General features: G+C 67.9%; 27 protein-coding genes. 13 read left to right on the top strand and 14 right to left on the bottom strand.

Going from position 1 to position 25,384, the window contains the following annotated elements:
- Nucleotides 1-31: 31 nt before the first annotated feature.
- Entirely contained in the window at nt 32-853 is an 822-nt protein-coding gene (locus EGY25_RS02625) for a hypothetical protein (protein ID WP_245159312.1), read from the top strand.
- A gap of 19 nt (nt 854-872) precedes the next feature.
- Here EGY25_RS02625 and EGY25_RS02620 read toward each other — a convergent pair whose 3' ends face one another.
- On the bottom strand, nt 873-1,559 hold the full coding sequence (locus EGY25_RS02620) for a hypothetical protein (RefSeq protein WP_135193510.1): 687 nt from the start codon (nt 1,557-1,559) through the stop codon (nt 873-875).
- Nucleotides 1,560-1,675: 116 nt separating this feature from the next.
- Nucleotides 1,676-3,370 carry a sensor histidine kinase gene (locus EGY25_RS02615; protein WP_245159311.1) on the bottom strand — a complete coding sequence of 565 codons (1,695 nt, stop codon included), beginning with the start codon at nt 3,368-3,370 and terminating at the stop codon, nt 1,676-1,678.
- A gap of 161 nt (nt 3,371-3,531) precedes the next feature.
- Here EGY25_RS02615 and EGY25_RS02610 point away from each other — a divergent pair, with 161 nt between their 5' ends.
- Together EGY25_RS02610 and EGY25_RS02605 are read left to right on the top strand one after the other, a co-directional pair.
- Nucleotides 3,532-3,963 (top strand): SufE family protein, encoded by a 432-nt coding sequence (locus tag EGY25_RS02610; RefSeq protein ID WP_135193509.1) that lies wholly within the window; start codon nt 3,532-3,534, stop codon nt 3,961-3,963.
- Nucleotides 3,964-4,023: 60 nt separating this feature from the next.
- Entirely contained in the window at nt 4,024-4,692 is a 669-nt protein-coding gene (locus EGY25_RS02605) for a hypothetical protein (RefSeq protein ID WP_135193508.1), read from the top strand.
- 4 nt (nt 4,693-4,696) lie between these two features.
- On the opposite strand, the gene EGY25_RS02600 is transcribed toward EGY25_RS02605, so the two are convergent.
- From EGY25_RS02600 to EGY25_RS02590, 3 genes are all read right to left on the bottom strand, one after another.
- On the bottom strand, nt 4,697-5,437 hold the full coding sequence (locus EGY25_RS02600) for a hypothetical protein (protein WP_135193507.1): 741 nt from the start codon (nt 5,435-5,437) through the stop codon (nt 4,697-4,699).
- Between the two features lie 120 nt (nt 5,438-5,557).
- A complete protein-coding gene (locus tag EGY25_RS02595) occupies nt 5,558-6,268 on the bottom strand; it encodes a DUF6456 domain-containing protein (protein WP_135193506.1) in 711 nt (236 codons plus the stop codon).
- Nucleotides 6,265-6,618, bottom strand: coding sequence for a chromosomal replication initiator DnaA (locus tag EGY25_RS02590; RefSeq protein WP_135193505.1), 354 nt, complete (start codon nt 6,616-6,618; stop codon nt 6,265-6,267). The genes EGY25_RS02595 and EGY25_RS02590 overlap by 4 nt, the downstream gene beginning before the upstream one ends.
- A gap of 381 nt (nt 6,619-6,999) precedes the next feature.
- Between EGY25_RS02590 and ctrA the strand changes: the two genes are divergently transcribed.
- Nucleotides 7,000-7,701 (top strand): response regulator transcription factor CtrA, encoded by a 702-nt coding sequence (ctrA, locus tag EGY25_RS02585; RefSeq protein WP_135193504.1) that lies wholly within the window; start codon nt 7,000-7,002, stop codon nt 7,699-7,701.
- A 161-nt stretch (nt 7,702-7,862) separates the two neighbouring features.
- Entirely contained in the window at nt 7,863-8,255 is a 393-nt protein-coding gene (gene arr, locus EGY25_RS02580; RefSeq protein ID WP_135193503.1) for an NAD(+)--rifampin ADP-ribosyltransferase, read from the top strand.
- A 39-nt stretch (nt 8,256-8,294) separates the two neighbouring features.
- Here the strand turns inward: arr and EGY25_RS02575 are convergent, their stop codons facing one another.
- The 4 genes from EGY25_RS02575 to fliI form a co-directional block, all read right to left on the bottom strand.
- Nucleotides 8,295-9,659 carry a serine hydrolase gene (locus EGY25_RS02575; RefSeq protein ID WP_135193502.1) on the bottom strand — a complete coding sequence of 455 codons (1,365 nt, stop codon included), beginning with the start codon at nt 9,657-9,659 and terminating at the stop codon, nt 8,295-8,297.
- An 85-nt stretch (nt 9,660-9,744) separates the two neighbouring features.
- The gene (locus tag EGY25_RS02570) at nt 9,745-10,878 is read right to left on the bottom strand and encodes an endo-1,4-beta-xylanase (protein ID WP_135193501.1); all 1,134 of its coding nucleotides are present in this window, start codon (nt 10,876-10,878) and stop codon (nt 9,745-9,747) included.
- Nucleotides 10,879-10,959: 81 nt separating this feature from the next.
- On the bottom strand, nt 10,960-11,370 hold the full coding sequence (locus tag EGY25_RS02565; RefSeq protein ID WP_135193500.1) for a flagellar FliJ family protein: 411 nt from the start codon (nt 11,368-11,370) through the stop codon (nt 10,960-10,962).
- Nucleotides 11,371-11,378: 8 nt separating this feature from the next.
- A complete protein-coding gene (gene fliI / locus EGY25_RS02560) occupies nt 11,379-12,722 on the bottom strand; it encodes a flagellar protein export ATPase FliI (RefSeq protein WP_135193499.1) in 1,344 nt (447 codons plus the stop codon).
- A 200-nt stretch (nt 12,723-12,922) separates the two neighbouring features.
- Here fliI and EGY25_RS02555 point away from each other — a divergent pair, with 200 nt between their 5' ends.
- Nucleotides 12,923-14,407 (top strand): methyl-accepting chemotaxis protein, encoded by a 1,485-nt coding sequence (locus EGY25_RS02555; protein ID WP_245159310.1) that lies wholly within the window; start codon nt 12,923-12,925, stop codon nt 14,405-14,407.
- Nucleotides 14,408-14,560: 153 nt separating this feature from the next.
- On the opposite strand, the gene EGY25_RS02550 is transcribed toward EGY25_RS02555, so the two are convergent.
- Entirely contained in the window at nt 14,561-15,463 is a 903-nt protein-coding gene (locus EGY25_RS02550) for an EamA family transporter (RefSeq protein WP_135193498.1), read from the bottom strand.
- Between the two features lie 84 nt (nt 15,464-15,547).
- Between EGY25_RS02550 and EGY25_RS02545 the strand changes: the two genes are divergently transcribed.
- Complete coding sequence (locus EGY25_RS02545; protein WP_135193497.1) at nt 15,548-16,030, top strand: Lrp/AsnC family transcriptional regulator; 483 nt, start codon at nt 15,548-15,550, stop codon at nt 16,028-16,030.
- On the opposite strand, the gene EGY25_RS02540 is transcribed toward EGY25_RS02545, so the two are convergent.
- Nucleotides 16,027-17,346, bottom strand: coding sequence for a sensor histidine kinase (locus tag EGY25_RS02540; RefSeq protein ID WP_245159309.1), 1,320 nt, complete (start codon nt 17,344-17,346; stop codon nt 16,027-16,029). The two genes, EGY25_RS02545 and EGY25_RS02540, sit on opposite strands and share 4 nt — an antisense overlap.
- A gap of 148 nt (nt 17,347-17,494) precedes the next feature.
- Here EGY25_RS02540 and cysK point away from each other — a divergent pair, with 148 nt between their 5' ends.
- The 6 genes from cysK (at nt 17,495) to EGY25_RS02510 (ending at nt 21,984) form a co-directional block, all read left to right on the top strand.
- Entirely contained in the window at nt 17,495-18,475 is a 981-nt protein-coding gene (gene cysK, locus EGY25_RS02535; protein WP_135193495.1) for a cysteine synthase A, read from the top strand.
- A gap of 169 nt (nt 18,476-18,644) precedes the next feature.
- Entirely contained in the window at nt 18,645-19,232 is a 588-nt protein-coding gene (locus EGY25_RS02530) for a hypothetical protein (protein ID WP_135193494.1), read from the top strand.
- The gene (locus tag EGY25_RS02525) at nt 19,229-19,876 is read left to right on the top strand and encodes an OmpA family protein (RefSeq protein WP_135193493.1); all 648 of its coding nucleotides are present in this window, start codon (nt 19,229-19,231) and stop codon (nt 19,874-19,876) included. The genes EGY25_RS02530 and EGY25_RS02525 overlap by 4 nt, the downstream gene beginning before the upstream one ends.
- A 2-nt stretch (nt 19,877-19,878) precedes the next feature.
- The gene (locus tag EGY25_RS02520) at nt 19,879-20,133 is read left to right on the top strand and encodes a zinc ribbon domain-containing protein (protein WP_135193492.1); all 255 of its coding nucleotides are present in this window, start codon (nt 19,879-19,881) and stop codon (nt 20,131-20,133) included.
- Nucleotides 20,134-20,174: 41 nt separating this feature from the next.
- Complete coding sequence (locus EGY25_RS02515) at nt 20,175-21,395, top strand: DUF2336 domain-containing protein (RefSeq protein WP_135193491.1); 1,221 nt, start codon at nt 20,175-20,177, stop codon at nt 21,393-21,395.
- A gap of 151 nt (nt 21,396-21,546) precedes the next feature.
- Nucleotides 21,547-21,984: a MucR family transcriptional regulator gene (locus EGY25_RS02510; protein ID WP_135194080.1), complete on the top strand. Its 438-nt coding sequence runs from the start codon at nt 21,547-21,549 to the stop codon at nt 21,982-21,984.
- Between the two features lie 246 nt (nt 21,985-22,230).
- On the opposite strand, the gene EGY25_RS02505 is transcribed toward EGY25_RS02510, so the two are convergent.
- The 3 genes from EGY25_RS02505 to EGY25_RS02495 all read right to left on the bottom strand — a co-directional run bounded on the left by EGY25_RS02505 (nt 22,231) and on the right by EGY25_RS02495 (nt 25,357).
- Nucleotides 22,231-23,346, bottom strand: a complete 1,116-nt coding sequence (locus tag EGY25_RS02505) for a DUF2336 domain-containing protein (RefSeq protein ID WP_135193490.1) — start codon at nt 23,344-23,346, stop codon at nt 22,231-22,233.
- Entirely contained in the window at nt 23,343-24,221 is an 879-nt protein-coding gene (locus EGY25_RS02500) for a hypothetical protein (RefSeq protein WP_135193489.1), read from the bottom strand. The genes EGY25_RS02505 and EGY25_RS02500 overlap by 4 nt, the downstream gene beginning before the upstream one ends.
- 95 nt (nt 24,222-24,316) lie before the next feature.
- Entirely contained in the window at nt 24,317-25,357 is a 1,041-nt protein-coding gene (locus tag EGY25_RS02495) for an ABC transporter substrate-binding protein (RefSeq protein WP_135193488.1), read from the bottom strand.
- Nucleotides 25,358-25,384 lie beyond the last annotated feature (27 nt).

Here is a 25,384-nt window from a genome sequence, read left to right as displayed (position 1 = left end):
AGGCCTTTCCCCCCGGCGCGCCAGAGCCTTGATGTCCGCCGTGCTGATGGCGGCGACCCCCATAGTGGCGTTCGCCGCGCCGCAGGACCGCTTTTATGAGCGCAGCTTCGTGCTGGCCGCCAACGATCGCTGCGGCCTGTTCGCGCCGCAACTGACCGCGGCCCTGACCGCCGCGGCCTATCAGGCGCGGGGCGCGGCCCTACGCGCGGGCTCGAACGACCGGCAGCTGGCCGAGACGGCGCAGCGGGCGCGGGCGCGGGCGGGATCGACGCCGTGCGGCTCGGCCGATCTGAAGACGGTCAGCGGCCGGGTCCAGACCGCCTTTTCCGGCTGGTCGCGGGTGACGAAGATGGAGTTTCCCGGCGAGCGCCGGCGCTGGAGCGCGGACCGCGCCGCCTATGCCCGCCCGACCTGGCGGCTGATGCAGGCGACCGTGACCGGCGCCTCTCCGGTGCGGTTCGGGGTCGTGGGCGGCATGGACCGGCCGGATCAACTGGCGGCCGTGGTGTCCTGGCAGGGGCGCTCGCGTCCGACCGGGGTGCGGGTGGTGATGCGCGACCACACGGTGGCGCCGCGTCCGTGGCTGGCGCACGACCTGCCGCCGGTCGCCCAGCGCCGCGCCTTCTGGGCCGCCGGGGTGACCAGCGCTGACGCCATGTTGCTGTCCGAAGGCCGCCCGGCCGGTCAGGCTTGGCTGTTCCCCGCCGCCGCCGCCGACGCCCTGTCGGCGCTGGACCCGCGCGAGGTCTTCACCGTCGAATTCCTGTTCCGCGACGGCAGCATCGCCCGCTCCACCTTCGAAGCCGGGGATTTCGCGGCGGGTCGGGCGTTCCTGGCGATGGGGCAGGTTTAGCGGCGGCAGGCGTTCGCCCTTAGCGATCTTTGGGTCTGCTTGCTTCCGAATTCAGCGCTCGCGCGTCCTCTCGGACGGCGGGCTTTTCTGCGATCTGAGGCGCCGATACCGTCTCCATCGGAGACGTATGTGCGACCCGTTCCGGGGCAGTCAGCGCCTTAACTGTGAAAAGGCCAAATGCTGCAATACCGATAACTGCTGAAACCAAGCTCGCGACTGCGAACCCGATGCCCCACAATCGAAAAGTTTCGCCAATTCTATCGTGTGCTTCGCCTTCTGGGGTCGTTTGAACAAACGGGTGGGAAAAGGACGTTTCCCGACGGTCGTGTCCGGCTGCGTAATACACTGCAACGAAATAAGCGCAGAATGCTGCGGCTATTGCGAACAGCAGGCCCAGTCCTAGACCGCCAAGTGAGGCGAGGAGGGGAGCAACATCTAACTGTGATCGGCGCTGAGTGAGCGAGCCCAGAAACGCTAAGATTGCGACCAGCGAACCGCCTTGGACAGTCACCAATGTCTTCAAGACAAAGTCGCTGGCTTTCCATGCTTGATCTTGAAGCGTCTGCGATGCGTGACGATGGGCGCTGTGGTGCGCATGCGCATTGCGCTCATTGGACTCCGTGACGAAGGTCTGGAGCCATTCTGGCAAGCGCTCCCAAGCGTCAGGTTTGAAGCCATAAACGAGCGCGTCATTCTTTTCAGACATCAGGTGCCCCCTCGACGTCAGACTGACACTTTCGAGTCCTGATACCAAGTGGCACTAACGAGGCTCGTCAAGGGCGTATCTAAGCCAATACCCCGCAGCTTAATGTCTACCAGGTATCAAGCCTCGACTGTGACCGGCGTCGCCTCGGCGACCGTCTCGCTCGTCTCTTCCACCACCATCACCGGCAACCGGATCATCACCGCGGCGCCTTCGCCCAGGGTGCTGTCGATGGTCATGCGGCCGCCGTGCAGTTCGGTCAGGGAACGGACCAGGGACAGGCCCAGGCCGGTGCCTTGCGCCTTCTGGTCGGCGCCGCCGGCCTGTTCGAAGGGGCGGCCCAGGCGTTTGAGGTCTTGCGGCGCGATGCCGACGCCGGTGTCGGACACGACCAGATCCAGGTCCGGGCCGTCGGCGTCCAGGGTGATGGTGACCGAGCCGCCGGCGGGGGTGAACTTGACCGCATTGGACAGCAGGTTCAGCGCCATCTGCTTCAGGGCGCGGGCGTCGGCGCGCACCTTCACCGGCTCGGACGGCAGGACGGCGGCGAGGTCCACGCCCTTGTCGTCGGCCTGGAGCCGGACGAGGGCGACGGCGGCGGACACGGCGTCGCGGGCGTCGAAGGCCTCCATGACCAGCTGGTAGCGTTCGGCCTCGATCTTGGACAGGTCCAGCACGTCGTTGATCAGGTCCAACAGGTGCCCGCCCGCTTGGTGGATGGCGTCGGCGTATCCGGCGTAGCGGTCGGGCAGGGGGCCGAACAGCTTCTGGCGCATGATGTCCGCAAACCCGATGACGGCGTTCAGCGGGGTGCGCAGCTCGTGGCTCATGTTCGCCAAAAAGCGGGTCTTGCCGGCGGACTGGGCCTCGGCCTCGACGCGGGCGGTCTCAAGGCCGAGTTCGCGGGCGAACTGGGCCGTGCCGTCGAAAGCCTGGGCGATCAGGCGGGGTCGGTCGCCGTCGTTGTGGAATGGCCCCAGGATCATGACGACGCGGCGATCCAGGGCGATGCGCGGGGTGAACTGGACCTCGACCTGTTGACCCGACAGGGCGCGGGCCAGGGCGGCGGACACCGCCGGGCGGTCGGGCGCATGGACGGCCGAGATCAGCCCCTGCTCACTGAGCGCCAGCACCGACAGGGCGGGCGGTGGATTGCCCCAGGTCGCCACGGCGCGGCCGGACGGATCGAGCAGCAGGGTCAGGGCCGGCTGGTCTTGCAGCAGGGCGGCGATGCGGGCGGCCTCGTCTTCGGCGTCGGCCAGACGCCGCTGGCGCTCGCTCCAGGTCAGGCGCATGGCGGCGATGATGGCGCCCATGGCCAGCAGGCCCGAGACGGCCGCCAGCAGCGGAGCTTGCGCCTCCGGCCCGTTCAGCCAGGTCGAGATCAGGCCCGACAGCAGCGGCAGGATGACCGCGAAGGCGCCCAGCCGCGTCAGCCGGTCGGCGCCTGTCCTGCCATGATCGAGGGCGATCCCGGCGGCCAGAGGCATCAGTATCAGCCCCGGCAAGGCCCCGGTCGCGCCCCCCGTCAGCCCCGCCGACGCCGTGGCCGCCAGCAACCAGCCGGCCATGGTCGCGAACCGCAGGCCGGCGGTGTCGCGCACCATCAGCACCACGCCGAAGATGCCGGGGAAGGCCATGATCAACAGGGCCGCCAGGGGCGCGTCCTTCAGCCCGTCCAGCATCTGGGCCGCCAGGGCCGTCAGGCTGATCGCCACGGCCCAGATCGCGTGCCATAGGGCGACCAGCGGCGCGCCACCTTGTTCGTAGGGGCGTCGGTCGTCCTGTAATCTGGTGTGGGCGTCGGATTTCAAGCGGCGGGCCGTTGTTCTGTCTGCGTCCAGACTAGTCTCCGCCTTGAGTCGGAGCGAGGCCGCTCCCCCGTAAGGCGAACCCCATCGCGGCGTTCACCATGAATATCGGGGGACAAAACGGCCGGTTGTCGTTAACGGCCCGGCGGCCTATCTGGCGGGCCATGACCGAGCGCGCGCCCCCGACCGACAGCATTGACCAGACCCTGGCCGAACTGGCCGAGGATTTCGACCTGCTGGGCGATTGGGAGCAGCGGATCGAATATGTGATCGAACTGGGCAAGGGTCTGGCCCCGCTGGACGACGCCGACCGGCTCGAAGCCAACAAGGTGCCGGGCTGTGCGGCCCAGGTCTGGCTGGCCGTGAAGCCGACCGAGGATCGGCTGTGGTTCGCCGCCGACAGCGACAGCGCCCTGTCCAAGGGCAATATCGCCCTGCTGCTCAAACTGTATTCGGGCCGCACGCCCGCCGAGATACTGGCCTTCGACGCGCGGGCGGCGCTGGACCGGCTGGGCCTGCCGTCGGCCCTGACGCGCCAGCGCGCCAATGGTCTGAACAGCATGGTCGGGCGCATCCGCGAGGCCGCGCTGGCGTAACGGCCTTGCCACCGGCGGCCCGACGACCCACCATCGCGGGGTGTGGACGAGGGACGCGGAATGGACCTGCTGAAGATCCTGCGCAGTTTCGAGGAGTTTCTCTTCGAGGCCGTCAGCTGGCTGGTCTTCTATCCTCTGACCTGGTGGCGGATCCTGCGTGGGCCGCTGGCGGCCATGGATTATTCTGACCGCGAGCAGAGCGACAGCGAGGAGCATCGCTACGACGACGCGCTCAGCCCGCCCCTGTTCCTGCTGGCCACCGTCGTCCTGGCCAATCTGATCGGCATGGCCCTGCATGTGCCGCCGCCGCCCGAAGTCTCGACGGTGACCAGGACGCTGTTCGCCTCGCAGCAGAACCTGATCCTGTTCCGCTCCCTGGCCTTCAGCCTGATCCCGCTGGTCGCCGCCGTGACCCTGTTGCGTCACGAGAAGAAGCGGATCAGTCGCGAGACCCTGCGCCCGCCCTTCTACGCCCAATGCTATCTGGCGGCCGTCTGCGCCGCCTTCGTTTCGATAGGCGGCTCCATCTTCCAGCGGCCCGAACTGCCCAACGTGATCGGCGCCGCCATCATGATCGGCGGAACGTGCTGGTTCCTGTTCATGCAATCCCACTGGTTCGCGCGGCGGCTGAACGTCTCCGTCGGCAAGGGGGCCAGGATTGCGGTCCTGGCCCTCGTCCGGGCGCTGATCTACCTGCAGGCGATCCTGATCCCCATCGCCTTGATCTGACGGCTCAGCCGGGGTCCATCGACCGCACGTCGCCCGAGGCCGAGACGGTGCAGCGCGAACGATACGAGCCCGTCGCCATCGTCAGCTCGAAATCGCCGCGTCCCAGGTCGCGCACGCCGATGGGCACGCTGGAGCCATAGGGGCGGTTCTGGAACTCGTCGGCGCGACGCGAACAGGCCTGGCGCGCCGCATAGGGGGCGTTCTGCACCCAGCCGCTGTTGGCGTGGCGGCGGTTCTGACCCTCGTCCTCGCCGGCCAGGAAGCCTTCGTGATAGCCCTCGGTCTCGTGATTGGCGTCATAGTCGGCGCCGTGCAGGGCGGCCTCGTAGCCGCGCTGATACTCCCGGTCGTGGTCGGCATCGGCGTCGCGGTGGCGGTTGTTGTGGGCGGCGATGGCGGCGGCCAGGCCCACGATGGCGACCCCGGCCGCGATCGCCGTCGCATTTGAGCTGTTCGAGCCGCCCGAGCCGCATTCGCTGCGGCCAGCCTGGTTGATCGAGGCGTAGCGGCCGTCGCGCGTCATGATGGACACGCAGTCGTTCCCGTTGCGCCAATAGGTCATGCGCCCGTCGCCGACGACCTCGGACCGATCCGTGGCCTGATAGCCGCGACGGGTCAGCTCTCCCTCGGCCTGACCCGCGCGGGCGCCGACGAGGTCTCTGAGCGCAGAGGGCGTCTGGGCCGACGCCGGCAGCGCCGTCGCCAGCATCAGTGTGGACAGGGCGCAGGCCAGGGGACGGGACATGGGACGATCTCCGATTGTCAGGACATGCCGCAAACGATGCCACGACCGATTTGGTTTCGAAAATCATCGTTATGGTTAAGGCGCAAAAAATAGGGTGCAATCTGTGCACTTCGTCTCAAATCAGCCGATCCCATAGTGATCCGCCAGGGCCTGGAGCGCCTGTTTCAGCACGGTCTTGCCTTGGCGGCGGCGCAGGCCCAGGCCGGTTTCGGCCAGTTGCAGGCTGTCGCCGTGGATGCAGGTGCGGGTCAGGATGGGGCGCAGGCGCGGGCCGACGGCGGTCAAGGCGCCCTCGACGCGCCGGCCGGCCGAGAGGGCGCGGTCGGTGGGCTCCATCCGGGCGGAGGTTCCCGATCCGCTGTGGGGCAGGGCGTCCCAGCGCATGGTCAGGGACGGGCCCTTCATCGCCTGTTCGGCCTCGCGACGCAGACGCTCGCCGGCGGCGGCCTCTGCCGGGGTGAGCCAGGGCCGGCCGGACGCATCCTTGCGCCGCGCCAGCCAGGCGATGGGGCTTTCGCCCAGATTGGCGCGCCGGCGCACGATGCGCCCGTCGGCCTGGATCAGGTCGCGCTCGCCCGCGACGAAGCCGGGGCGGCCGGGGGGAGGGGGCGGCGCTTCGTCCGCCGTCGTTCGGGCGACCCAGCCGCCGCCCGGTCGCGCGCGCAGGCCCGGCTGATCGACCAGGGCGCGGAACTCTGCCTCGGTCAGGGTCAGGCTGATGCGGCTGCGCCGATCCGCCGACAGCCTCAGCGCATAGACCCCGCCGTCGGTCCCCAGCCAAGCGCCGGGTCGCGCCATCAGGCCGCGCGCGCGTTCCAGCAGCCGGCTCATTGGACCAGGTCCAGGCGCGGGGTCTGGTAAAGGCCCTGGATGCAGGTCTCCAGCTCGTTCAGCAGGTCGTCGACGGGACGCCGTTCGCGTTCGTCCTCGACCCAGCGGCAGGCGGTCCCGACGCTGGCGCGATTGACGCCGAAGACGTGGCTGACCCTCTCCAGGGTCCAGCCGAAGGCCACGTGCGACAGATACATGGCCAGCCAGCGCGGCCGGGCGGCGCGCGGGTGCATCCGACCCCCGCCGATCATCTGGGCCGGCTGCGCGCCGGTGCGCGCCGCGACCAGATGGACGGCCAGGCCCGCCTTGACCCGGTCCTCCTCGCTGACCGGCACCCTGTAGTCCTCCATGGCGAAACCCTCCCGCTCTCGAAATCGATGTCGGCAGCATAGAGGGCCGCCGACCTTGAGATAGGAATAAAGTCCTACTGCACGTCAAAACCGGACGTGACGCCTTGCCCGCCTTGAGGTTGTGCAGGCGACCCTATGCGGATGTAGGCGAGTGGAGGGGAGGAAGCGGCGAGGCGGGGCGACGTCGGCGGACGCAACATGGTTAATAAATTTCGAATCGTTGACTCCGGCCACTCGACGGCGATTCGCAAATCAGCCTAGATTCGACTCAATCGGATGGCGTTAACCCTTCTTAAGGTTTTCACGTCTTAACTTGCGAACAAGGTTACCCAGACGTTCGTCGGGGTGGTTACCGCAAAGCTTTTGCCTGGAGGGGCACGTATGCGCGTCCTGTTGATTGAAGACGATCACGCAACCGCCCAAAGCATCGAACTGATGCTGAAGTCGGAAGGCTTCAACGTCTATACGACGGACCTGGGCGAAGAAGGCATCGATCTGGGCAAGATCTATGACTACGACCTCATTCTTCTTGACCTGAACCTGCCGGACATGAGCGGCCTGGAAGTCCTGCGCCAGCTGCGCGTCGGCAAGGTCAACACCCCGGTCATGATCCTGTCGGGCAGCCACGAGATCGAGACCAAGGTCAAGACCTTCGGCGGCGGCGCCGACGACTACATGACCAAGCCCTTCCACAAGGACGAGCTGATCGCGCGCACCCACGCCGTGGTCCGTCGCTCCAAGGGTCACGCCCAGGCGATCATCCACACCGGCGAGATCGCCGTGAACCTGGACGCCAAGACGGTCGAGGTGAACGGTCACCGCGTCCACCTGACGGGCAAGGAATACCAGATGCTGGAGCTGCTCTCGCTCCGCAAGGGCACAACCCTGACCAAGGAAATGTTCCTGAACCACCTGTACGGCGGTATGGACGAGCCCGAGCTGAAGATCATCGACGTCTTCATCTGCAAGCTGCGCAAGAAGCTGGCCACCGCCGCCGACGGCAAACACTACATCGAAACCGTCTGGGGCCGCGGCTACGTCCTGCGCGACCCGTCCGAAAGCGTCGTCACCGTCGCCGCCTGATCGGTCTTCGATCCGCCGATTTCGAAACGCCCGCCGGCAACGGCGGGCGTTTTGCGTTTCGGCCTCTGCACTAAGCTGGCGACGATATTTCTGCGTTCAAGAATGGGCAGGCCGGTTTTTCTGCGCATGATGCGGAGCCCTGAAACACTGAAGGGCGACCCATGGAACGCGGCTATTTTCACGGCACCAAGGCCGATCTGAAGACGGGCGACCTGATCGCCGCCGGTTACGCCTCCAACTTCGGGACCGGCAAGGCGAACCCGTGGGTCTATCTGGCGGGGACGCTGGAGGCCGCGATCTGGGGCGCGGAGCTGGCGCAAGGGCAGGGACGTGAGCGGATCTATGTCGTCGTTTCGACCGGCGAGATCATCGACGACCCCAATCTGACCGACCAGAAATTTTCCGGTAATCCGACCCAGTCCTACCGCTCGCGCGAACCCTTGCGGATCGTGGGCGAAGTGGTGGGCTGGCAGGGTCATCCGGCCGAACAACTGGCGGCCATGCGGGCCATGGTCGCGAAGACGAAGGTTGAGGGCGTCGAGGCCATCGACTGAGGCGACGTCGGCGCGCGAACTCCGACGCCGCCTCCGGCCCTACTGCCGCTTGGCCGGCATGTCGCGGCCGCCCTGATGCAGGATCAGACCCTCGACGGCGCCGGCCGTGTCGCGGGTGAAGGTGATCTGGGCGTCGACGGCGGTCAGGTAGAAGGCGTCCTCGGCCTCCGCCGTCAGTGCGAAGGCCGGCTGTCCCGTGGCCTGGGCCATCAGCTTGCCGTCCACGACGGACACGGTCAGGGCGAAGGTCGGGGCCAGATTATAGACGCCCCCATAGGCCTGCAGCGCCTGGGACGAGAGCGTGACGGCGCGGCGCTCGCTGGCCAGGGTGACGGTTCCGCCGCGCGCCAGGGTGACCAGGGCGGCGCCCAGCTTGTCCGGCGCTTCGCCGTTCAGATTGCCCAGGACGATGACGGCGGTCCGGTCGCCCGGATCATAGGCCATATAGGTGTTGAAGCCCTCGATGGCGCCGTTGTGCCAGACCAGCGTTTTGCCCTCGGCCTGGGTGACCAGCAGACCCATGGCGTAGCCGTCGCGGACGGGGGTGGTCAGGGCGGTCATCGACTGGGGGTTCAGCACCCGGCCGCCGAACAACCCCTGTTCCCATTTCAGCAGGTCGTGGGTGGTCGAATACAGGGCGCCGGCGCCCGTCGGAATGCTCATGTCCACATAGTCGGCGTTGACGACGCCGGACGCGCCAGGCGTGTAACCGGAGGCGCGGCGCGGCAGGATGGCGTCGTGGCGATCATAGCCGCTGTCGCTCATGCCCAGCGGGGCGAACAGATTGGCGGTGACGAAGTCGGCGTAGGTCTGGCCGCTGGCCGCCTCGACGATGGCGCTGAGCAGGACATAGCCCGAGTTGGAATAGGCGAACCGCGCGCCGGGCGCGAAGTCCAGCGGCCGGTCGCTGAACCGGGCGATCAGTTCAGCCGTGGTCGCCGGGCGGGTCTTCAGCGCCTCATAGTCGTCGAACCGGGTGAAGTCGGGCATGCCCGAGGTGTGGTTCAGCAGATGTCGAACCGTCACCGCGTCCCAGGCGCCCGACGCCTGGGGCAACCAGGTCTTGACCGGCGCATCCAGATCGACCTTGCCCTGCTGGTTCAGGATCATGATCGCGACGGCGGTGAACTGTTTGGTCAGCGAGCCGAGGCGGAACTTGGTGTCGCCGTCGTTGGGAACGTTCCACTCGCGATTGGCCAGACCGTAGCCCTGATCCAGCAGGACGCGCCCGTCGCGCGCGACCAGGACGGCGCCGGAAAAGGCGTCGGCGTCGCTGGAGGCGCGGACCACCTGATCCATGCGCGCGACATCCTGGGCCGCGACGGGGCCAACCGCAAACGCCAGCGCGCTGAAGGCGACCAGCAGGACCACGCGGCGACGACGGGCGGAAAGGAACTGGGGCAAGGGCGGTCTCCTGAAGCGCGTCAACGTGACGCTTCAACAGAGAGGCGCCGAGCGAGCGTTCTGGATGCAGGCCCGGCGGATTTCTTCAGGCGGGGGTCTTGAAGCCCGCCGCGATGGCGGCCGCCATCGGATTGGGGCGGCCGAAGCTGTCGAAGGGCAGGGGCTTGTCCTTGCCGTCGTCCTTGTCGGCCTGGCGATACCAGCTGTCGGTGTCGCGCAGGCCCCAGATGGTGAAGGCGAACTGCTGCGCTTTCGGCAGGGCGGCGAAGGCCGAGGTCAGTTCGGTGACGCGGGCCCCTTGTGCGGCGATCCGGTCGGCTTGCTTGCGCAGATCCAGCCGGTTGTCGGTGCGCAGGGTGCAGTCCAGCTCCGACACATGGATCGGCAGGCCGAACTGGGCCACCTCGCGCATATAGGCGGCGATGACGCCTTCGGGGATGTCGATCCACAGGTGGGATTGCAGGCCCAGCCCCTGCAGCGGGCAGCCGGCCTTCAGCAGGCGCTCGACCAGTTTCAGGAACTGCGCGCCTTTGGCTGGGACGCTTTCCTGATTGTATTCGTTCAGGAACAGCACGGCTTGCGGATCCGCGATCCGGGCCTTTTCGAAGGCGCGCAGAATATAGCCGTCCTGGCCGTAGCGCTGTGACCAGTGACAGTCGCGCATGGCCGAACCGTCGTCCAGGATCGGTTCGTTGACCACGTCCCAGCTGCGGACCTTGCCGCGATAGCGACCGGCGACCGTGGCGATATAGCCGTCGAAGGCGCGGTCGAAGGCGGCGTTATCCAGACCCGCGAACGCCTCCTGACCCTGCGAATACCAGATCAGGGTGTGGCCGTGCAGGCCCATGCCGTTGGATTGGGCGAAGGCGGCGATGCGGTCGGTGCGGTCGAAGTTGGGGCGGTCCAGGCCGTTGGCCAGGATGTATTCCATCTTCATCTCCCACTCGGGCGTGAGCTGGGAGACGTTGGCGCGGGCAAGCGCGACCCAGTCGGGGTCGTCGATATGGCTGGCCTTGATCGCCGTGCCGAACGGGGCGGGGGCGATGGATTTCAGCGGGGGGACGTCGAGCGGGGTGGCTTCGGCCGAGGCGAAGCGGTCGCAGGCGGCGAGGGGCAGGGCCAGGGATGAGGCGAGAATGGTGCGGCGTGACCAACCCTTCTCCCCTTGCGGGAGAAGGTGGCGAGCGGAGCGAGACGGATGAGGGGTTTCTGGCTTCATCCGTGTTCTCTCATCGGCGGGGTGGGACCCCTCATCCGGCCCTTCGGGCCACCTTCTCCCGCAAGGGGAGAAGGACGCAGATCAAACGGCTCGGCGGCGTAAACCCAGTTCGTCAAAGGCGGCGGTTTCGCGTTTGGCTATGGCGACCAGCTGGGTCAGGCGGGTGGTCTCGGCGACGTGTTCGAACTTCTTCAGCTCTTCGAAGGCGCCGGTCAGGGCGTCGCGGGCGCCGGCTTCCTCGGCGTCCAGCACGGTCAGGTCGCCCTCGGCCTTGGCCTTGCGCGATTTCCAGCCGTTGAGATAGGCGCCCAGCATCATGCCGGCCTCGGCGTCCATGCGGGCGCGGTCGCGTTCGCCCTGGGCCTCGGCGTCCAGAACGGCGATGCGGATCTCGGCATTGGCGCGGCGTTCGGTGATCTCGGCCAAGCGCTTCTGCAGCGTTTCGACCTCGTAGTTGGAGATGCGGATCAGGGATTGGGCCCAAGCGGTCATTTAAATCATTACTCCCTGATCATGCCTTGATTGAGGATGTGCTCCAGCCGGGTAAAGGAATCGGAAAGACGGGTGTGATCGTCCTTGTCCTGTCCCAGGAAATCTTCCAGCGCGGGGTTCAGCGCGATGGCGCGGTCCACGATGGGATCGGCGCCGGTGCGATAGGCGCCGATCTTGATCAGCTCTTCCATATTGGCATAGGCCGACAGGCACTGGCGGGCGCGCTTGTTCAACTCGCGCTCGGGCGGCGTCTGACAGGCGGGCATGGTGCGGCTGACGGACTTCAGCACGTCGATGGCGGGGAAACGACCGCGTTCGGCGATCTTGCGGTCCATGACGATGTGTCCGTCCAGGATGCCTCGCACGGCGTCGGCGATGGGCTCGTCATGGTCGCCGCCGTCCACCAGGACGGTGAACAGGGCGGTGATGGGCGCCGCCGTCGTGCCGTCGGGCCGCACCGGTCCCGGCCCGGCCCGCTCCAGCAGCTTGGGCAGTTCGGTGAAGACGGTAGGGGTGTAGCCCTTGGTGGTCGGCGGTTCGCCCGCCGCCAGGCCGATCTCTCGCTGGGCCATCGCAAACCGGGTGACGCTGTCCATCAGGCACAGCACCTCCAGGTCCTGATCGCGCAGATATTCGGCGATGGCCATGGTCATATAGGCCGACTGGCGGCGTTTCAGGGCCGGCTCGTCCGAGGTGGCGACCACGACGACGGCGCGTTTCAGCCCCTCTTCGCCCAGGGTCTCTTCCACGAACTCGCGCACCTCGCGGCCGCGTTCGCCGATCAGGCCGACGACGACGGCGTCGCAGGTCGCCTGTTTGGCCAGCATGGACAGCAGCACCGACTTGCCCACGCCGGACCCGGCGAAGATGCCCAGGCGCTGGCCCCGGCAGGTGGTGGTGAAGACGTCCATGGCCCGCACGCCCAGGTCCAGACGCTCGCCCACCCGACCGCGCGAATGGGCGGGCGGCGGCGGGGCGCGCAAGGGATAGGGGGCGGGGCCTTGCGGTAGCGGTCCCTTGCCGTCGATGGGCTGGCCGAAGGCGTCGATGATCCGGCCCAGCCAGGCGGTGGTTGGGCGCACGCTGGCGGCCTGGTCGATGATGCGGATGTCGGCGCCGGGGGCCACGCCCTCGACCGGGCCGAACGGCATCAGCAGGGCCTTGGAATCGCGGAAACCGACGACTTCGGCCGGCAAGGGGGAATGGCCGCGCCGGCTGATCTCGGCCCGGGCGCCGACAGCGAGACGCGACAGGCCGCCGCGCGACTCGATCAGCAGGCCCGACACGCCCGCGACCTTGCCGGTGACGACCAGCGGATCGATCGCTTCGACGGCGGCGACGAGATTGCGCAAAAACAGACCCCAGGAACAGGGGTTGAGAGATGCGCCATCGTGGTTAACGAGCGGTGAAGCCGGCTTTGAATGCAGTGCAAAAAGGGCGGTTTTTGCGTCTCGCTTGCAACTCAGGCGAGAAACGGTTTGGAAACCAATTAGAATGTTAATCTTGCAACCGAGGCGGGCGGGGGCCGGCCGATTGCGAAGAGGTTGTGCCTATGTTCGCGCGTAAACCTAAATCATCGGATTTGCAGAACCGGGTGATCGACCTGGATGGCAAGATGGCGGCCATCGGCCGGTCCCAGGCGGTGATAGAGTTCAATCTGGACGGCACCATTATCGACGCCAACCAGAACCTGCTGACCACCATGGGCTACAGCCTCGAAGAGATCCGGGGGACGCACCACCGCCAGTTCATGGATCCGGCCGAAGCCGCCTCGCCTGAATACACGGCCTTCTGGCGCGAGTTGAACGCCGGTCACTTCCTGGCGCGCAAGTTCCGGCGGCTGGCCAAGGGCGGACGCGAGGTCTGGTTGCAGGCCTCCTACAATCCGGTCTTTGGCGTCGATGGGCGGCCGACGAAAGTCATCAAGCTGGCCATCGACATCACGGCCGAGGAACAGGAGGCCGCGCGGCGCGAGAAGCAGCGGATCGAGGCGGAGCAGGCGCAGAACCTGCTGGTCGAGGCCCTGGCCGGCGCCCTGGCGCGGCTGTCGGCGGGCGACCTGACGGCGCGGATCGATGCGCCGGTGCAGGGCGCCCACATCCGGGTGCGCGACGACTATAACGCGGCCGTCGAAAGCCTGCGTCAGACCCTGGGTCAGGCCTTGCAGGCCGTCGCGGGCCTGAGAGGCGGGGTCAGCGAAATCTCCAGCGCGTCCGACGACCTGTCGCGCCGTACCGAACAGCAGGCCGCCAGTCTGGAAGAGACGGCGGCGGCTCTGGACCAGATCACCGCCACGGTGAAACGCAGTGCGGACGGCGCCAAACAGGCCTCATCGGCCGCCGTGGGCGCGCGGGCCGAGGCCGACCGCTCGGGCGAGGTGGTGCGCCAGGCCATCGCGGCGATGGACGGTATCAAGCGCAGCTCGACCCAGATCAGCGACATCATCGGCGTGATCGACGAGATCGCCTTCCAGACCAATCTGCTGGCCCTGAACGCCGGGGTCGAGGCGGCGCGGGCCGGCGAGGCGGGGCGCGGCTTCGCGGTGGTCGCGTCCGAGGTGCGGGCGCTGGCCCAGCGCTCGGCCGAGGCCGCGAAACAGATCAAGACCCTGATCACCACCTCGGGCCAGGAGGTGGCGCAAGGCGTGAACCTGGTCAACGAGACGGGATCGGCCCTGTCGGCCATCGCGGTCAAGGTGGCGGAAATGGACGCCCTGATCTCCGAAATCGCCGCCTCGGCCCAGGAACAGGCGACGGGGCTGAGCCAGGTCAACAGCGCCGTCAATCAGATGGATCAGGTGACGCAACAGAATGCGGCGATGGTCGAGGAAACCACGGCCGCCGCCATGAGCCTGAAGACCGAGACCGAGCAACTGGCCCAGCTGGTCGAACGGTTCGACACGGGCGAGGCGCCGGCGCAGACGCGGGTCCACGACCTGTCGCAGGGGGCAGGCCCGGTTCCCCTGGCCCGCGAACGCGCCCGCATCCGCGCCTATGCCGGCGGCGGGATTGCGGCGCAGGAGTGGGAGGAGTTCTGAGGGGCCGCGCCCCTCTCACTCCCGTCATCCTCGCCCTTGTGGCGAGGATCCAGACTCCCGGTGCGTCCGGGGAGTGCGCCCGTTCGAATACCGGGAGTCTGGATCCTAGGGACAAGCCCTAGGATGACGGTGTGAGGGCTGTGAGTGACGGGCCTAAACCGGCTCCGGCCCCACCTTCGGTTCGCGCGTCGTCGCGATGGCCCCGACCGAGGCCACGACGATGGCGGCGATGGCGAGCCATTGCTGGCCGGTCAGGTGTTCGTGCAGGATCAGCAGGCCGGCTAGGGCGCCGACCGCCGGTTCGGCGCTGAGCACCACGCCGAAAGTGCGTTTGGGGATGCTGCGCAGGGCGACCATCTCCAGCGAATAGGGCAGGGCGCTGGAGAAGATCGCGACCGCGACGCCCGCCAGGATGATGGCCGGGTTCAGCAGGGCCGCGCCCGCATGGGCCACGCCGAACGGCACGACGACTAGGGCCGCCACGCTCATGCCCAGCGCCACCGACTGGCCCGCATGGATGTGCGAAAGCCGCTTGCCGAAGACGATGTACAGCGCCCAGCACAGGCCGGCGAAGGCGGCCAGGGCCATGCCCACAGGATCCAGCGCCCCGGCGCCAGCCTTCAACGGCAGCAGCAGGCCCAGGCCCACGACGGCAAAGCCGATGCAGACGAAATGGATGGGTTTCCTCGAATGGATCAGGGCCAGGGTCAGCGGCCCCATGAACTCGATGGCGATGGCCAGACCCAGCGGAATGGTGCGCAGCGACATGTAGAAGCTGAGGTTCATCGCCCCCAGCACGACGCCGTACAGGGCGATGGCGCCCAGGTCCGCGCGGGCCAGATGGAACCGCCACGGCCGGAACACAGCGACCAGCAACAGGGCCGAAATCCCGACGCGATAGGCCGACGTCCCCTCCGCCCCGATGATCGGGAACAGGGTCTTGGCGAAGGAGGTGCCGCCCGCCAGCGTCACCATGCCCGCGAACAAAGCCAGATAGGGGATGACGCGCATCGCCAGCGGGGAGTTCAGGTGCTGTTTCAGGGCCAGGGAAGTCATGACCAGTGAGTAGCCGAATCCTGCTTGCGCTTCCCGGCGATTTTCCGCTTGAATGCGCCTGAAATCGTCACGAAAGGCCATGTAATGACGAATTTCGTCACCCTCGACGATTTCGACCATCGGCTGCTGGAGCGGGTCCGGCGCAACAATCTGGAGCCGGCGCGGGTGACGGCCGAGGCGGTGGGCCTGTCGGAATCCGCCGTGCTGCGCCGGCTGCGTCGTCTGCGGGCGGAAGGGGTCATCGCCGCCGACGTCGCCGTTATCGATCCCGCCCGGGTCGAACCGCGCATCGTCCTGCATGTCCAGGTCGAGATGAACACCCAGGACCGCAAGGTGATGGACGACTTTCAGCGCGCCATGAAGGCCAGTCCCGAGGTCCAAGGCGCCTGGGACGTGACGGGCGAGACCGACTATCTGCTGACCGTCGCCGTGCGCTCGATGCAGGACTACGAGGCCTTCGGCATCCGCGAACTGCTCCCCGAAAAGGGCGTGCGCGGCTTCAAGAGCATGATCGTGATCCGCGAGGTGGTCGGCTTCGACCCGGCGCGCGCGGTGCTGGAACGCTAGGTCGCCGAGGCCTCGACCACCAGGATCGCGCCGACGCCCTCGCCTTCACCGGCGTCTTTCCCGGCGTGTGGGGCCTGGTTCACGATGGTGCCGCCGATCTGGCGCACCAGACTGTCGATCACGCGCATGCCCAGGCTGCGGTCGCTGCGGGCGGCGATCAGGTCGAAGCCCTTGCCCTGGTCGGCCACCGTCACGGTCAGGCGCCCGTCCGCGATCCGGCCGGTCACGGCGATGTCGCCGCCGTCGGGGCCATAGGCGTATTTGATGGCGTTGGTGACCAGTTCGTTGACGATCAGGCCCAGCGGAATGGCGATGTCGGCGCCCAGAGGCGCGTCGGAGGCCTCGCAGGTGATGACGTGACGATCGCTGCCGGTGTCGATGGCCGCGCACAGCTGGCACAGGAAGTCGGACAGGATCACGGTCTGGACGTCGGCGCCGCGCCACAGCTGGTCGTGGACCTGGCTGATGGCCTGGATGCGCGACCCGGCCGTGGCCAGGGCGGCGCGCACGTCGTCGGACGCGGCGCCGCGCGCCTGCATCGACAACAGGCTGGAGACCAGGGACAGGCTGTTCTTGACGCGGTGGCTGACCTCGCGCGTCAGCAGGGCCTGGTGCTCGATGGCGGCCAAAAGCCGCTGCTCGGTCTGCTGGCGGGCGATGGCGGCGCCGACGACGGCGGCGAAGGCGTCCAGGAACAGGGCGTCGCGGGCGTCGAACTGACCCTCGTCGGGGCTGTCGACCTCAAGCACGCCCCAGGGTTCGCCGTCCAGTTCGGGCCGGATCAGCACGTTGATGGCGCGTCGCACCCCGTGGTCGGCCAGCAGTTTGGGCGTGCGGAACCGGTCCTCGATGTCCAGATGGTTGGAGATCAGGGGCTTGCCGGTCTGGAAGGCGTAGCCGGCCGGGGAATCCAGCTCGACGCCCAGCGAGGCGCGGCCCTCGACCTCGCCGCTCCAGCCCACGCCGGCGACCAGAACCAGGCGGTCGCGGGCCTCGTTGTGGATCAGCACCTTGGACAGGGGCGTCTCCAGCCCGTCGGCGCAAACCTCGCAGGCGGCGTCGAGCAGGGCCTGGCGGTCCCGCTCGCGCAGGGCCACCTCGCCGAACCGCGCCAGCAGCGACTGCTGCTTGAGGCGATAACGCAACTCGTCGGCGGTGGAGCGGGTCTCGGGCGCCGGGGCCTCCTCGACCTTGGGCGCGACCGGATCGTCCATCTGAATCTGGGTCTCTGCGGCCGTGTCGGCGTGCACCTCCGCGACCAGTTCGGCGATCTCCGGCGTCAGGCCGGTGTCGGAAGGCGGGCGGGTGTGGGGCAAGGGAGAAAATCTCGGTTCGCGCGACCGCGTCATATAGGCCTACATAGCCGCTCTGAAAGGGTCGCGCAGAAATGATCGCGTTCGCCCCCTTGCGCCGTGCGGCGAGGCCTTATCTGTTGCGGGCCACAGATTCACGGAGACCTCCCTCATGACCGACTTCAGCTACGATGCGTCCCGCCACCTGAAGAAGGGCCGGGGCAAGGTCTATGACTCGATCGTCGACACCATCGGCGACACCCCCATCGTGCGGCTGCCGCGTCTGTCGGCGGAGTATGGGGCCAAGGCGACGGTGCTGGCCAAGCTGGAGTTCTTCAACCCCATCGCCTCGGTCAAGGACCGGATCGGGGTCGCCATGGTCGAGGCGTTGCAGGACGCGGGCAAGATCAACGCGGACACGGTCCTGGTCGAGCCGACCAGCGGCAACACCGGCATCGCCCTGGCCTTCGTGGCGGCGGCGAAGGGGCTGAAACTGATCCTGTGCATGCCCGAGAGCATGTCCATCGAACGGCGCAAGATGCTGGCCCTGCTGGGCGCCCAGCTTGAGCTGACCCCGGCCGAGAAGGGGATGAAGGGCGCCATCGCACGGGCCCAGGAACTGCTGGAGACGACCCCCAACTCGGTCAGCCCGTCGCAGTTCGAGAACCTGGCCAACCCCGCCATCCACCGGGTGACGACGGCCGAGGAAATCTGGAACGACACGGACGGGGCAGTGGACATCATCGTCGCCGGCGTCGGCACCGGCGGCACCATCTCGGGCGTAGGCCAGGCGCTGAAGGCGAAGAAGGCCTCGGTGAAGATGATCGCGGTCGAGCCGGAGGCCTCGCCCGTCCTGTCGGGCGGCGCGCCCGGCCCGCACAAGATCCAGGGCATCGGCGCCGGCTTCACGCCCGCCATCTACGATCCGGCGGTGGTCGATGGGGTCGAACAGGTCTCGAACGACGACAGTTTCGACATGGCGCGCAAGGCCGCCCGTGTCGAAGGCATCCCCGTCGGCATCAGCTCGGGCGCGGCCCTGACCGCCGCCTTCCGTCTGGCGGCGCTGGACGAGAATGCGGGCAAGACCATCGTGGTCATCATCCCGTCCTTCGCCGAACGCTATCTGTCGACGGCATTGTTCGAAGGGCTTTAAGCCGAGCGTGATTCACGCTTTTTGACCTCACCGCTGCGCGGTTCAGTTAAAAAACGATCAAGCTCCAAGCGGAGCCTTTTCACCGCCCGCGTGTTCGATATCGGACGCGCGTGCGGCTCCGCTTGGGATGTGGGCGACGCGCGGCGGATCAACAACGCCGGAGCGTTTCATGACTGTCGCCCTTCGCCTGATCGCCGTCGCAGGGGCTTCGGCCCTGGCGCTCGCCGCTTGTTCGAACAACGACGACAAGCAGGCGGTCGATCCGTCGATGTCGCCGGAACAGCAGGCCGCAGCCGCCGCCAACACCCCCGTCACCGCCCAGCCGCGCCAGATCCGCAACGTGCCGGTGGACGTGCAGGGCGTGACGGACGTCGGGGCCACGGTGCGGGTCAAGAACGTCGATTTAGCCGAGGACGCCACCATCCTGGACGTCAGCATCTCGTTCGCCAGCGACATGACGAACAATGTCCAGATGGCGTCGAACGCCACCTATATCGAACTGCCCAACGGCCAGAAGCTGCGTCTGAAGCCGCCCGAGGGCAATCCGAACATGAACATCGTCAAGGGCGACACCATGAACGGCCGCCTGGTCTTCATGGGCGCCGTGCCGGCCGGGGTTAACCAGATCTCGGTCGTGTTCAACGAAGGCTCGACCTCGGACAGCATCATCGGCCCGTTCCTGCGGATGACCATTCCGCTGACGGCCCAGGCGGCTCAGAATCCGACGGCCCAGAACCCGGCAGGAGCCGCCGGATGATGCGACGACACGCGCCCGCCATGGCGGCGGCGCTGTTGGCCGCCGGCCTGACGCCGAGCGTGGTCTCGGCCATGACGGTGCGGCTGATGAGCGGCAGCGCCATCGGCACGATCTCGACCTTCGAGAAGGACATGACCGCGCCCCAGTCCAGCTTTGCCAAGGCCGGGCCGGACAGTGAACTGGAGAGCGTCTTCGTCTCGTCCGAGGTGGCGCCGGAACGGGTCGAGACGACGCGCAGCCTGCTGACCGAGCTGAATGCGCGGCGCAGCGACGGGGTGATCGTGATCGACCTGCCCGCCGACGTGCTGTTCGACTTCGACAAGGCGACGATCCGGGCCGATGCGGAGCCGGCCCTGATGCGGGCGGCCGAACTGCTGAAAAGCTACCCCGGCGCCCAGGTCAGCATCGGCGGCCATACCGACGCCAAGGGCGACGACGCCTATAACGAGCGCCTGTCGCTGAGACGCGCGCGGGCGGTGGCGGCGCGGCTGCAACGCGAGGCCGGGCGCACCCTGGGCGCGCAAGGGTTCGGGGAACGCCAGCCGGTCGCCGCCAACGCCAGGCCCGACGGCTCGGACGATCCCGACGGGCGGCAGAAGAACCGCCGCGTCGAAATCCGCATCACGCCGAAACCGGGAGGCTGAGCATGGCCCTGATCCCTTGCCCCGCCTGCGCGCACCAAGTGTCCGAGGCCGCCGTCGCCTGTCCCAACTGCGGTCATCCGATCGCGGGTGGGGGCGGTGCGGGCGGCGGCTTCAAACAGGCGCTGACGCGGCCGGAGGCGGTCAAGAGCGGCTTTACCGTGCTGGGCGTCTTCGTCGCCTCGCCGTGGATCGCGCGCGTGCTGGCGGTGATCGCCTTCGTGATCCTGGCCATCGTGGTGGTGGTCAACAAGAGCTGAAGGCTCACGCCCGGTTAACCGCTGGCGCCTAAACTGGGCGAATGGGCGAACTGTCAGCCATGATGGGGGAAGAGGCGACGCCGGAGACGCCGCTGCGCGCACGCCGTGCGCTGCTGAAGCGGCTGGCCGATGTCGTGTCCCTTCCCGCCAGCCGGATCAACGCCTTCGAGCGGGCCGTCACCGGCGATCTGCTGGTCGAGATGCTGCGTCTGGCGTCGCGCGAGGAGCGGCGTCGCGTGGCGTCGCGGCTGGCGCCGCTGGCTGAACTGCCCAACAGTGTGGCGCGCATCCTGTTGCGCGACGAGCCGGAGATCGCCGGCCTGTTGATCGAACAGTGCGCGTCGTTGAGTGACGCCGACATCGTCGGCTGTGCGCGCGACGCCAGTTTCGAGCATCGGCTGCTGATCGCGGCGCGTCGGGGCCTGTCCGAGATCGTGACCGAGACCCTGTTCTCGTTCGGCGAGATGGAGGTGATCGAGGCGGTGCTGCGCAACAAGACCGCGCGCCTGTCGCAGGTCGGGGTCGAGGCGGTGGTGGGGCTGAGCCGTCAGTCGCCGGGTTTGTGCGGCCCGTTGCTGAAACGGCCAGAGCTGAGGCCGTCGGGCGCCTATGTCATGTTCTGGTGGTGCGTGCCCGAGGATCGCCGCACCATCCTGCAGCGGTTCGCCGTGTCGCGCGAAGTCATGCAGGAGGCGACCGAGGACGTCTTTCCCATGGCGGCCGAAGAGGGCTGGGCCGATCCGGTGGCGCGCAAGGCGCTGCAGTTCATCGAGCGCCGCCAGCGCAACCGCGCCGCCATCGAAAAGAGCCCGTTCGACAGTCTGGAACAGGCCGTCATGGTCGCCGCGCGCGATGGGCTGACGCGGGAGACAGCGTCCGAAATCGCCTTCCTGGCCGGGGTCAAGCCGCTGACGGGGGCCAAGCTGCTGGGCGATCCGGGCGGTGAGCCGCTGGCGATCCTGTGCAAGGCCACGGGGATGTCGCGTGTGGACCTGACCAATCTGTGGCGCTCGATGCGTCGGCCCGAGACCCTGGCGGACGGCAAGATCCATCCCGACTGGGAGCGGGTGCAGATCACCTACGAGATGCTGGCGGTCGACCGGGCGCAGACGGTGTTGCGATACTGGAACTGGTCTTTGTCGTCGGCTTTGACGCCCAGCCTGTTGCGGGCGATCCGCGATGGCGAGGATGATGCGGTCGATGAATATTCGGCGCCCGAACGCGCGGCGATGATGGTGCTGGCCGAAGACTTCGGCCGCTGATCTTAACCACTACATGTATTTTCAGTAACGTGCATATCGCACCGCTTGAGCGCGTGTTTGCTTTCGGACCAAAACAACCCTATGACGGTATAGGGATGACTCGACTGGAGAATCAGTCGAGCGCACATGGATCATGAAAGCGATGTCGATAATGGAAGATAAGCCCGAACTGCTAGAGATGACTGCGGATATCGTGTCGGCCTATGTCGGCAACAACTCCGTCTCGGCAGACGCTCTGCCGGCGCTTATCTCCAATATTCACGCCGCCCTTTCGGGCGTTTCCAATGGTCCGGTCGAAGCTGAGCCCGAGCCCAAGGAGCCGGCGGTGCCGATCCGCAAGTCGATCGCGCCCGACTTCCTGATCTGTCTGGAAGACGGTCGCAAGTTCAAGTCGTTGAAGCGCCACCTGCGCACCAAATACGACATGAGCCCCGAAGATTACCGCGCCAAATGGGGTCTGCCGAAAGACTATCCCATGGTCGCCCCGAACTACGCCAAGGCGCGTTCGGAACTGGCCAAGTCGATGGGCCTGGGCCAGGGCGGCCGCAAGCCCGCCCGCGCCGCCACGACGGCGCGCGCCAAGAAATAAGCCGGATTTTTTCGGTAACAGGACGCCCGCTTCCGAAAGGAGGCGGGCGTTTTTGCTTTGGGGGCACGATCCTCTCCCTCCTCCTGCGGGGGAGGGTGGTCGCGTAGCGACCGGGTGGGGGCGGCGGCAGGGACGCACTTGCCGGAAACAAGAAGGATGGTGGGACGTCGCCTTGCCGTCCCCACCCGGCTTCGGCTGCGCCTCAGCCACCCTCCCCCGCAGGGGGAGGGAGAAGTCAGTTTTGCGTCAGGCCGCCTGTGCGGTCCGCCGCATGCGCCAGAAGCGCAGGGTGCGAAGGGCGGCGTCACGGGTCAGTTCGCCGTACATCCGGCCGTAGGCGGCGGCCTTGCCCATCGGATTGTCTTCCGAGCCCAGGACGGCGACGGCGTAGGTCAGATAGATGGCGCGGTCCATGTCGGCCGCCTTGCAGACCACCGACAGGGCGTCCAGGTCCTTGCGCTCGACGATGCCGCGCGCGGTGTGGAAGTCGATGTCGGCCAGTTTGGACAGGGCGATCAGGAAGGGCGTGCGGCCGTTCGAGCGCAGGAAGCGGATCAGCACCTGGGGCGTCAGCTGTCCGGCGGCCTTCAGCTCGTCCACATAGGCCAGGTTCTCGGCATAGTCGGCGGGCAGGGCGCCGTCGTCGGTGGCGACCCGCGTGCGGCCGGCGGCTAAGGCCGCCTCCAGCAGGTCGGGATCCATGCGGGCGTTCTGTTCCAGAATCTGGTGACGCAGCCGGGCCTCGACGACGAAATACATCTCGTTCAGCAGGTCGGCAGGCAGGCTCTGGCGCTCGACCGTGGCGGCGTGCAGGGCGGGATTGGCCTTGGCGCGTTCGACGGCGGTCTCGGACGCCGCGCGCGACAGGCGGGCGCCGTCGTTGCGCAACAGGGCGTCCAGGGTGTCGTCGTCGCCGCGTTCCACGATGATATCGGACACGGCCTCTGACACGGTGGCCCGCTCCGACACGGCGCGCAGGTGACCCTGGCCGCGCCGGCGCACGACGTGGATCAGGTCTTCGTCAGTCAGGACGCTGGAGGCGCGCAGCACCTGTTCGGCGACCTCCAGCTCGTCGTCGGCGAAGCGGCGGATCAGGCTGTGGGGGGCGTTGGGCGCCTCGGCGAAGCGGGCGGCCAGTTCGGCGCGAACCGCCAGCTCCATCTCGTCGGACAGCTTGGCCAGGACCGAGCCGTAGAGGTCGGTCTCGTTGGCGTTGTGGTCGGAAACGCCGAAGAAGTGGTCGGTCAGTTCGCGCAGCAGCAGGCGGCGTTTCTCGCTGGATTCCTCACCGGCCAGGGCGATCAGCTGCGGCAGGCGCGAGCCGGGGATCACGGCAGGTTCGATCACGACTTGATCGTTCATGGCAGGTCGTCGGCTTCGGTCTGGGGCACGGCGCGCAGGGAGCCGTTGGCGTTGCGGATCAGGGCCGGGGGACCGTCCGGCTGGGCCAGGTCGTTCGAGCGCGGCGTCTGGGTCATCTCGACCGGCAGGGCGTCCAGATAGGTCTGCTGCGGGGCCTGGATGGCGTCGGGGTGACGGCCGGCCTGGCGGTGGACGGAATAGTAGCGGGCGCTGTTGTCGCCGGTCGGGGCCATCTGCGCCGCCTGCTGATTGGCGGCGACGGCGGCGCCGTCTAGGGGGACGCCGGCCTGGGGTCGTTGCAGGCGATAGATGGGGGCGTCGCGGCGCGGGGCCATGGGGTCGGCGACGGCGACGGCTTCGGCCGGTTGCGGCTGAGGTTCTGGCTGGGGTTCGGGAGCGGCCTGGGCCGTCTGCTGCGGTACGGGCGCGGGCGCGACCTCGGCTTGCGGTTGCGGTTGGCTCTGGACCGGCTCGGGCGGCTGCGGCTGAGGCGCGGGGGTGTAGGGGGCAGGGGTGGACTGCGCAGGGGCGGACTGCACGGGGGTGGGGGCGGGCTGGCCCATCCAGGCGCTGGCGGGCGTCAGGCCGTTGCTGCGCGGTGTAGTGGTGGAGGGCGCGGGCGCCAGGCGGGCCAGCGGAATCGCGCCGGGGATCGTGCGGTTGGCGGCGACGACGGTCGGTTGCGGCGCCTCGGCCTGCGTGACCGCGGGCCTCGGCGCGGGGCTCTGGGCGGATCGGGCGGCGACCGGCGGCTTGCCGGGCCACGACAGGTAGCGCAGGCCGGACGGATTGGTCGACGCCTGCTGGGCGACAGCGCCGCTGGCCACGAGGCTGGCGGCGGTCAGGAGGGTCGTGAAGGCGAGGGCGCTGCGCAAGGCGGCTCTCCGGTAAGGAATTGCAGCCCGCACACTAGGGTTCGACCACTTAATCCCGCGCTAACGCCACGGCAGGTTCCCACGACGAAGGCGTGTCAGCCGCGACCGGGCAGATAGTTGTCGGTGAAGGCGTCGCGCCAGTTCAGGTCCGCCTCATAGACCCCGGCCTGGGAGGTCACGTCGAAGAAGGCCTGCCAGCGCTCCTCGGTCAGGGCGCCCAGGCCGTAGAGGGCGGCGTCGCCGCCGTCGACGATGGCGTAGTCGCGCAGCTTGTCGCGGGCCTGATCCAGCACGGCTTGCGTCATGTCCGGGTTGTCCTTGCGGATCAGGGCGTCGGCGGCCGAGGCGTCGCCCCGGATATAGTCGCGCCACCCCTCCGCCGAGGCGGCGATGAAGCTGCGCAGGGCCGCCGCGTTGTCGCGGGCGAAGGCGTTGGGGGCCAGCACCATGGCGGCGTAGGAGGGATAGCCTTCGTCGGCCATCAGGAAGACGCGCGGGTCGAAATCGGCCGACTGTTCGATGGCGTAGGGATCGCTGGTCAGATAGCCCTGCTGCACCGCGCGCGTGTTGGCGATGAAGGCGGCGGGGTCATAGGCGTAGGGGCGCAGCTGCTCGTCGGTGAAGCCGTAGCGGGCCTTCAGCCAGACCCAGAAGGTGTTGATCGCCGTGTCGGCCAGCAGGAAGGGGCGGCCGGTCAGGTCGGCGATGGTCTCCAGCGCGTCGTCGGGATGGGCCATCAGGACCTGGGGGTCCTTCTGGAAGAAGGCGGCGACGGCCTTCACCGGGGCGCCGGCCGCGACCAGGTTCAGGGGGATGAAGCTGTTGGAGCCCATGCCCAGCTCGACCGCGCCGGACGCCAGCAGTTGCGGCACGTTCACGCCGGGACCGCCCTGGACGATCTGGACGTTCAGCCCGCGCTTCTCATAGGCCCCGCTGGCCAGGGCCTGATAGAAGCCGCCCTGCTCGGCCTGGGCGCGCCAGTCGGCGGCGAAACGCAGGCGAACCCGACCCTGTTCGTCCACCGGCGCCTCGACCCGCCCGCAGGCCCGAAGCCCCACGGCCCCCGCCGCCACGGCCGCACCGCCCGCGATCAGAGCGCGGCGGCGGGTCAGCAGGCGATTCCCCAGCATAGTCATGCGCCTGACTTACGGGGGGATAGGGGC

The sequence above is a fragment of the Brevundimonas intermedia genome, assembly GCF_004614235.1.
Classification (GTDB): domain Bacteria; phylum Pseudomonadota; class Alphaproteobacteria; order Caulobacterales; family Caulobacteraceae; genus Brevundimonas; species Brevundimonas intermedia_A.
The sequence above is the reverse complement of the archived record's forward strand: the minus strand, read 5'-3'. Positions and strand labels throughout refer to the sequence as shown.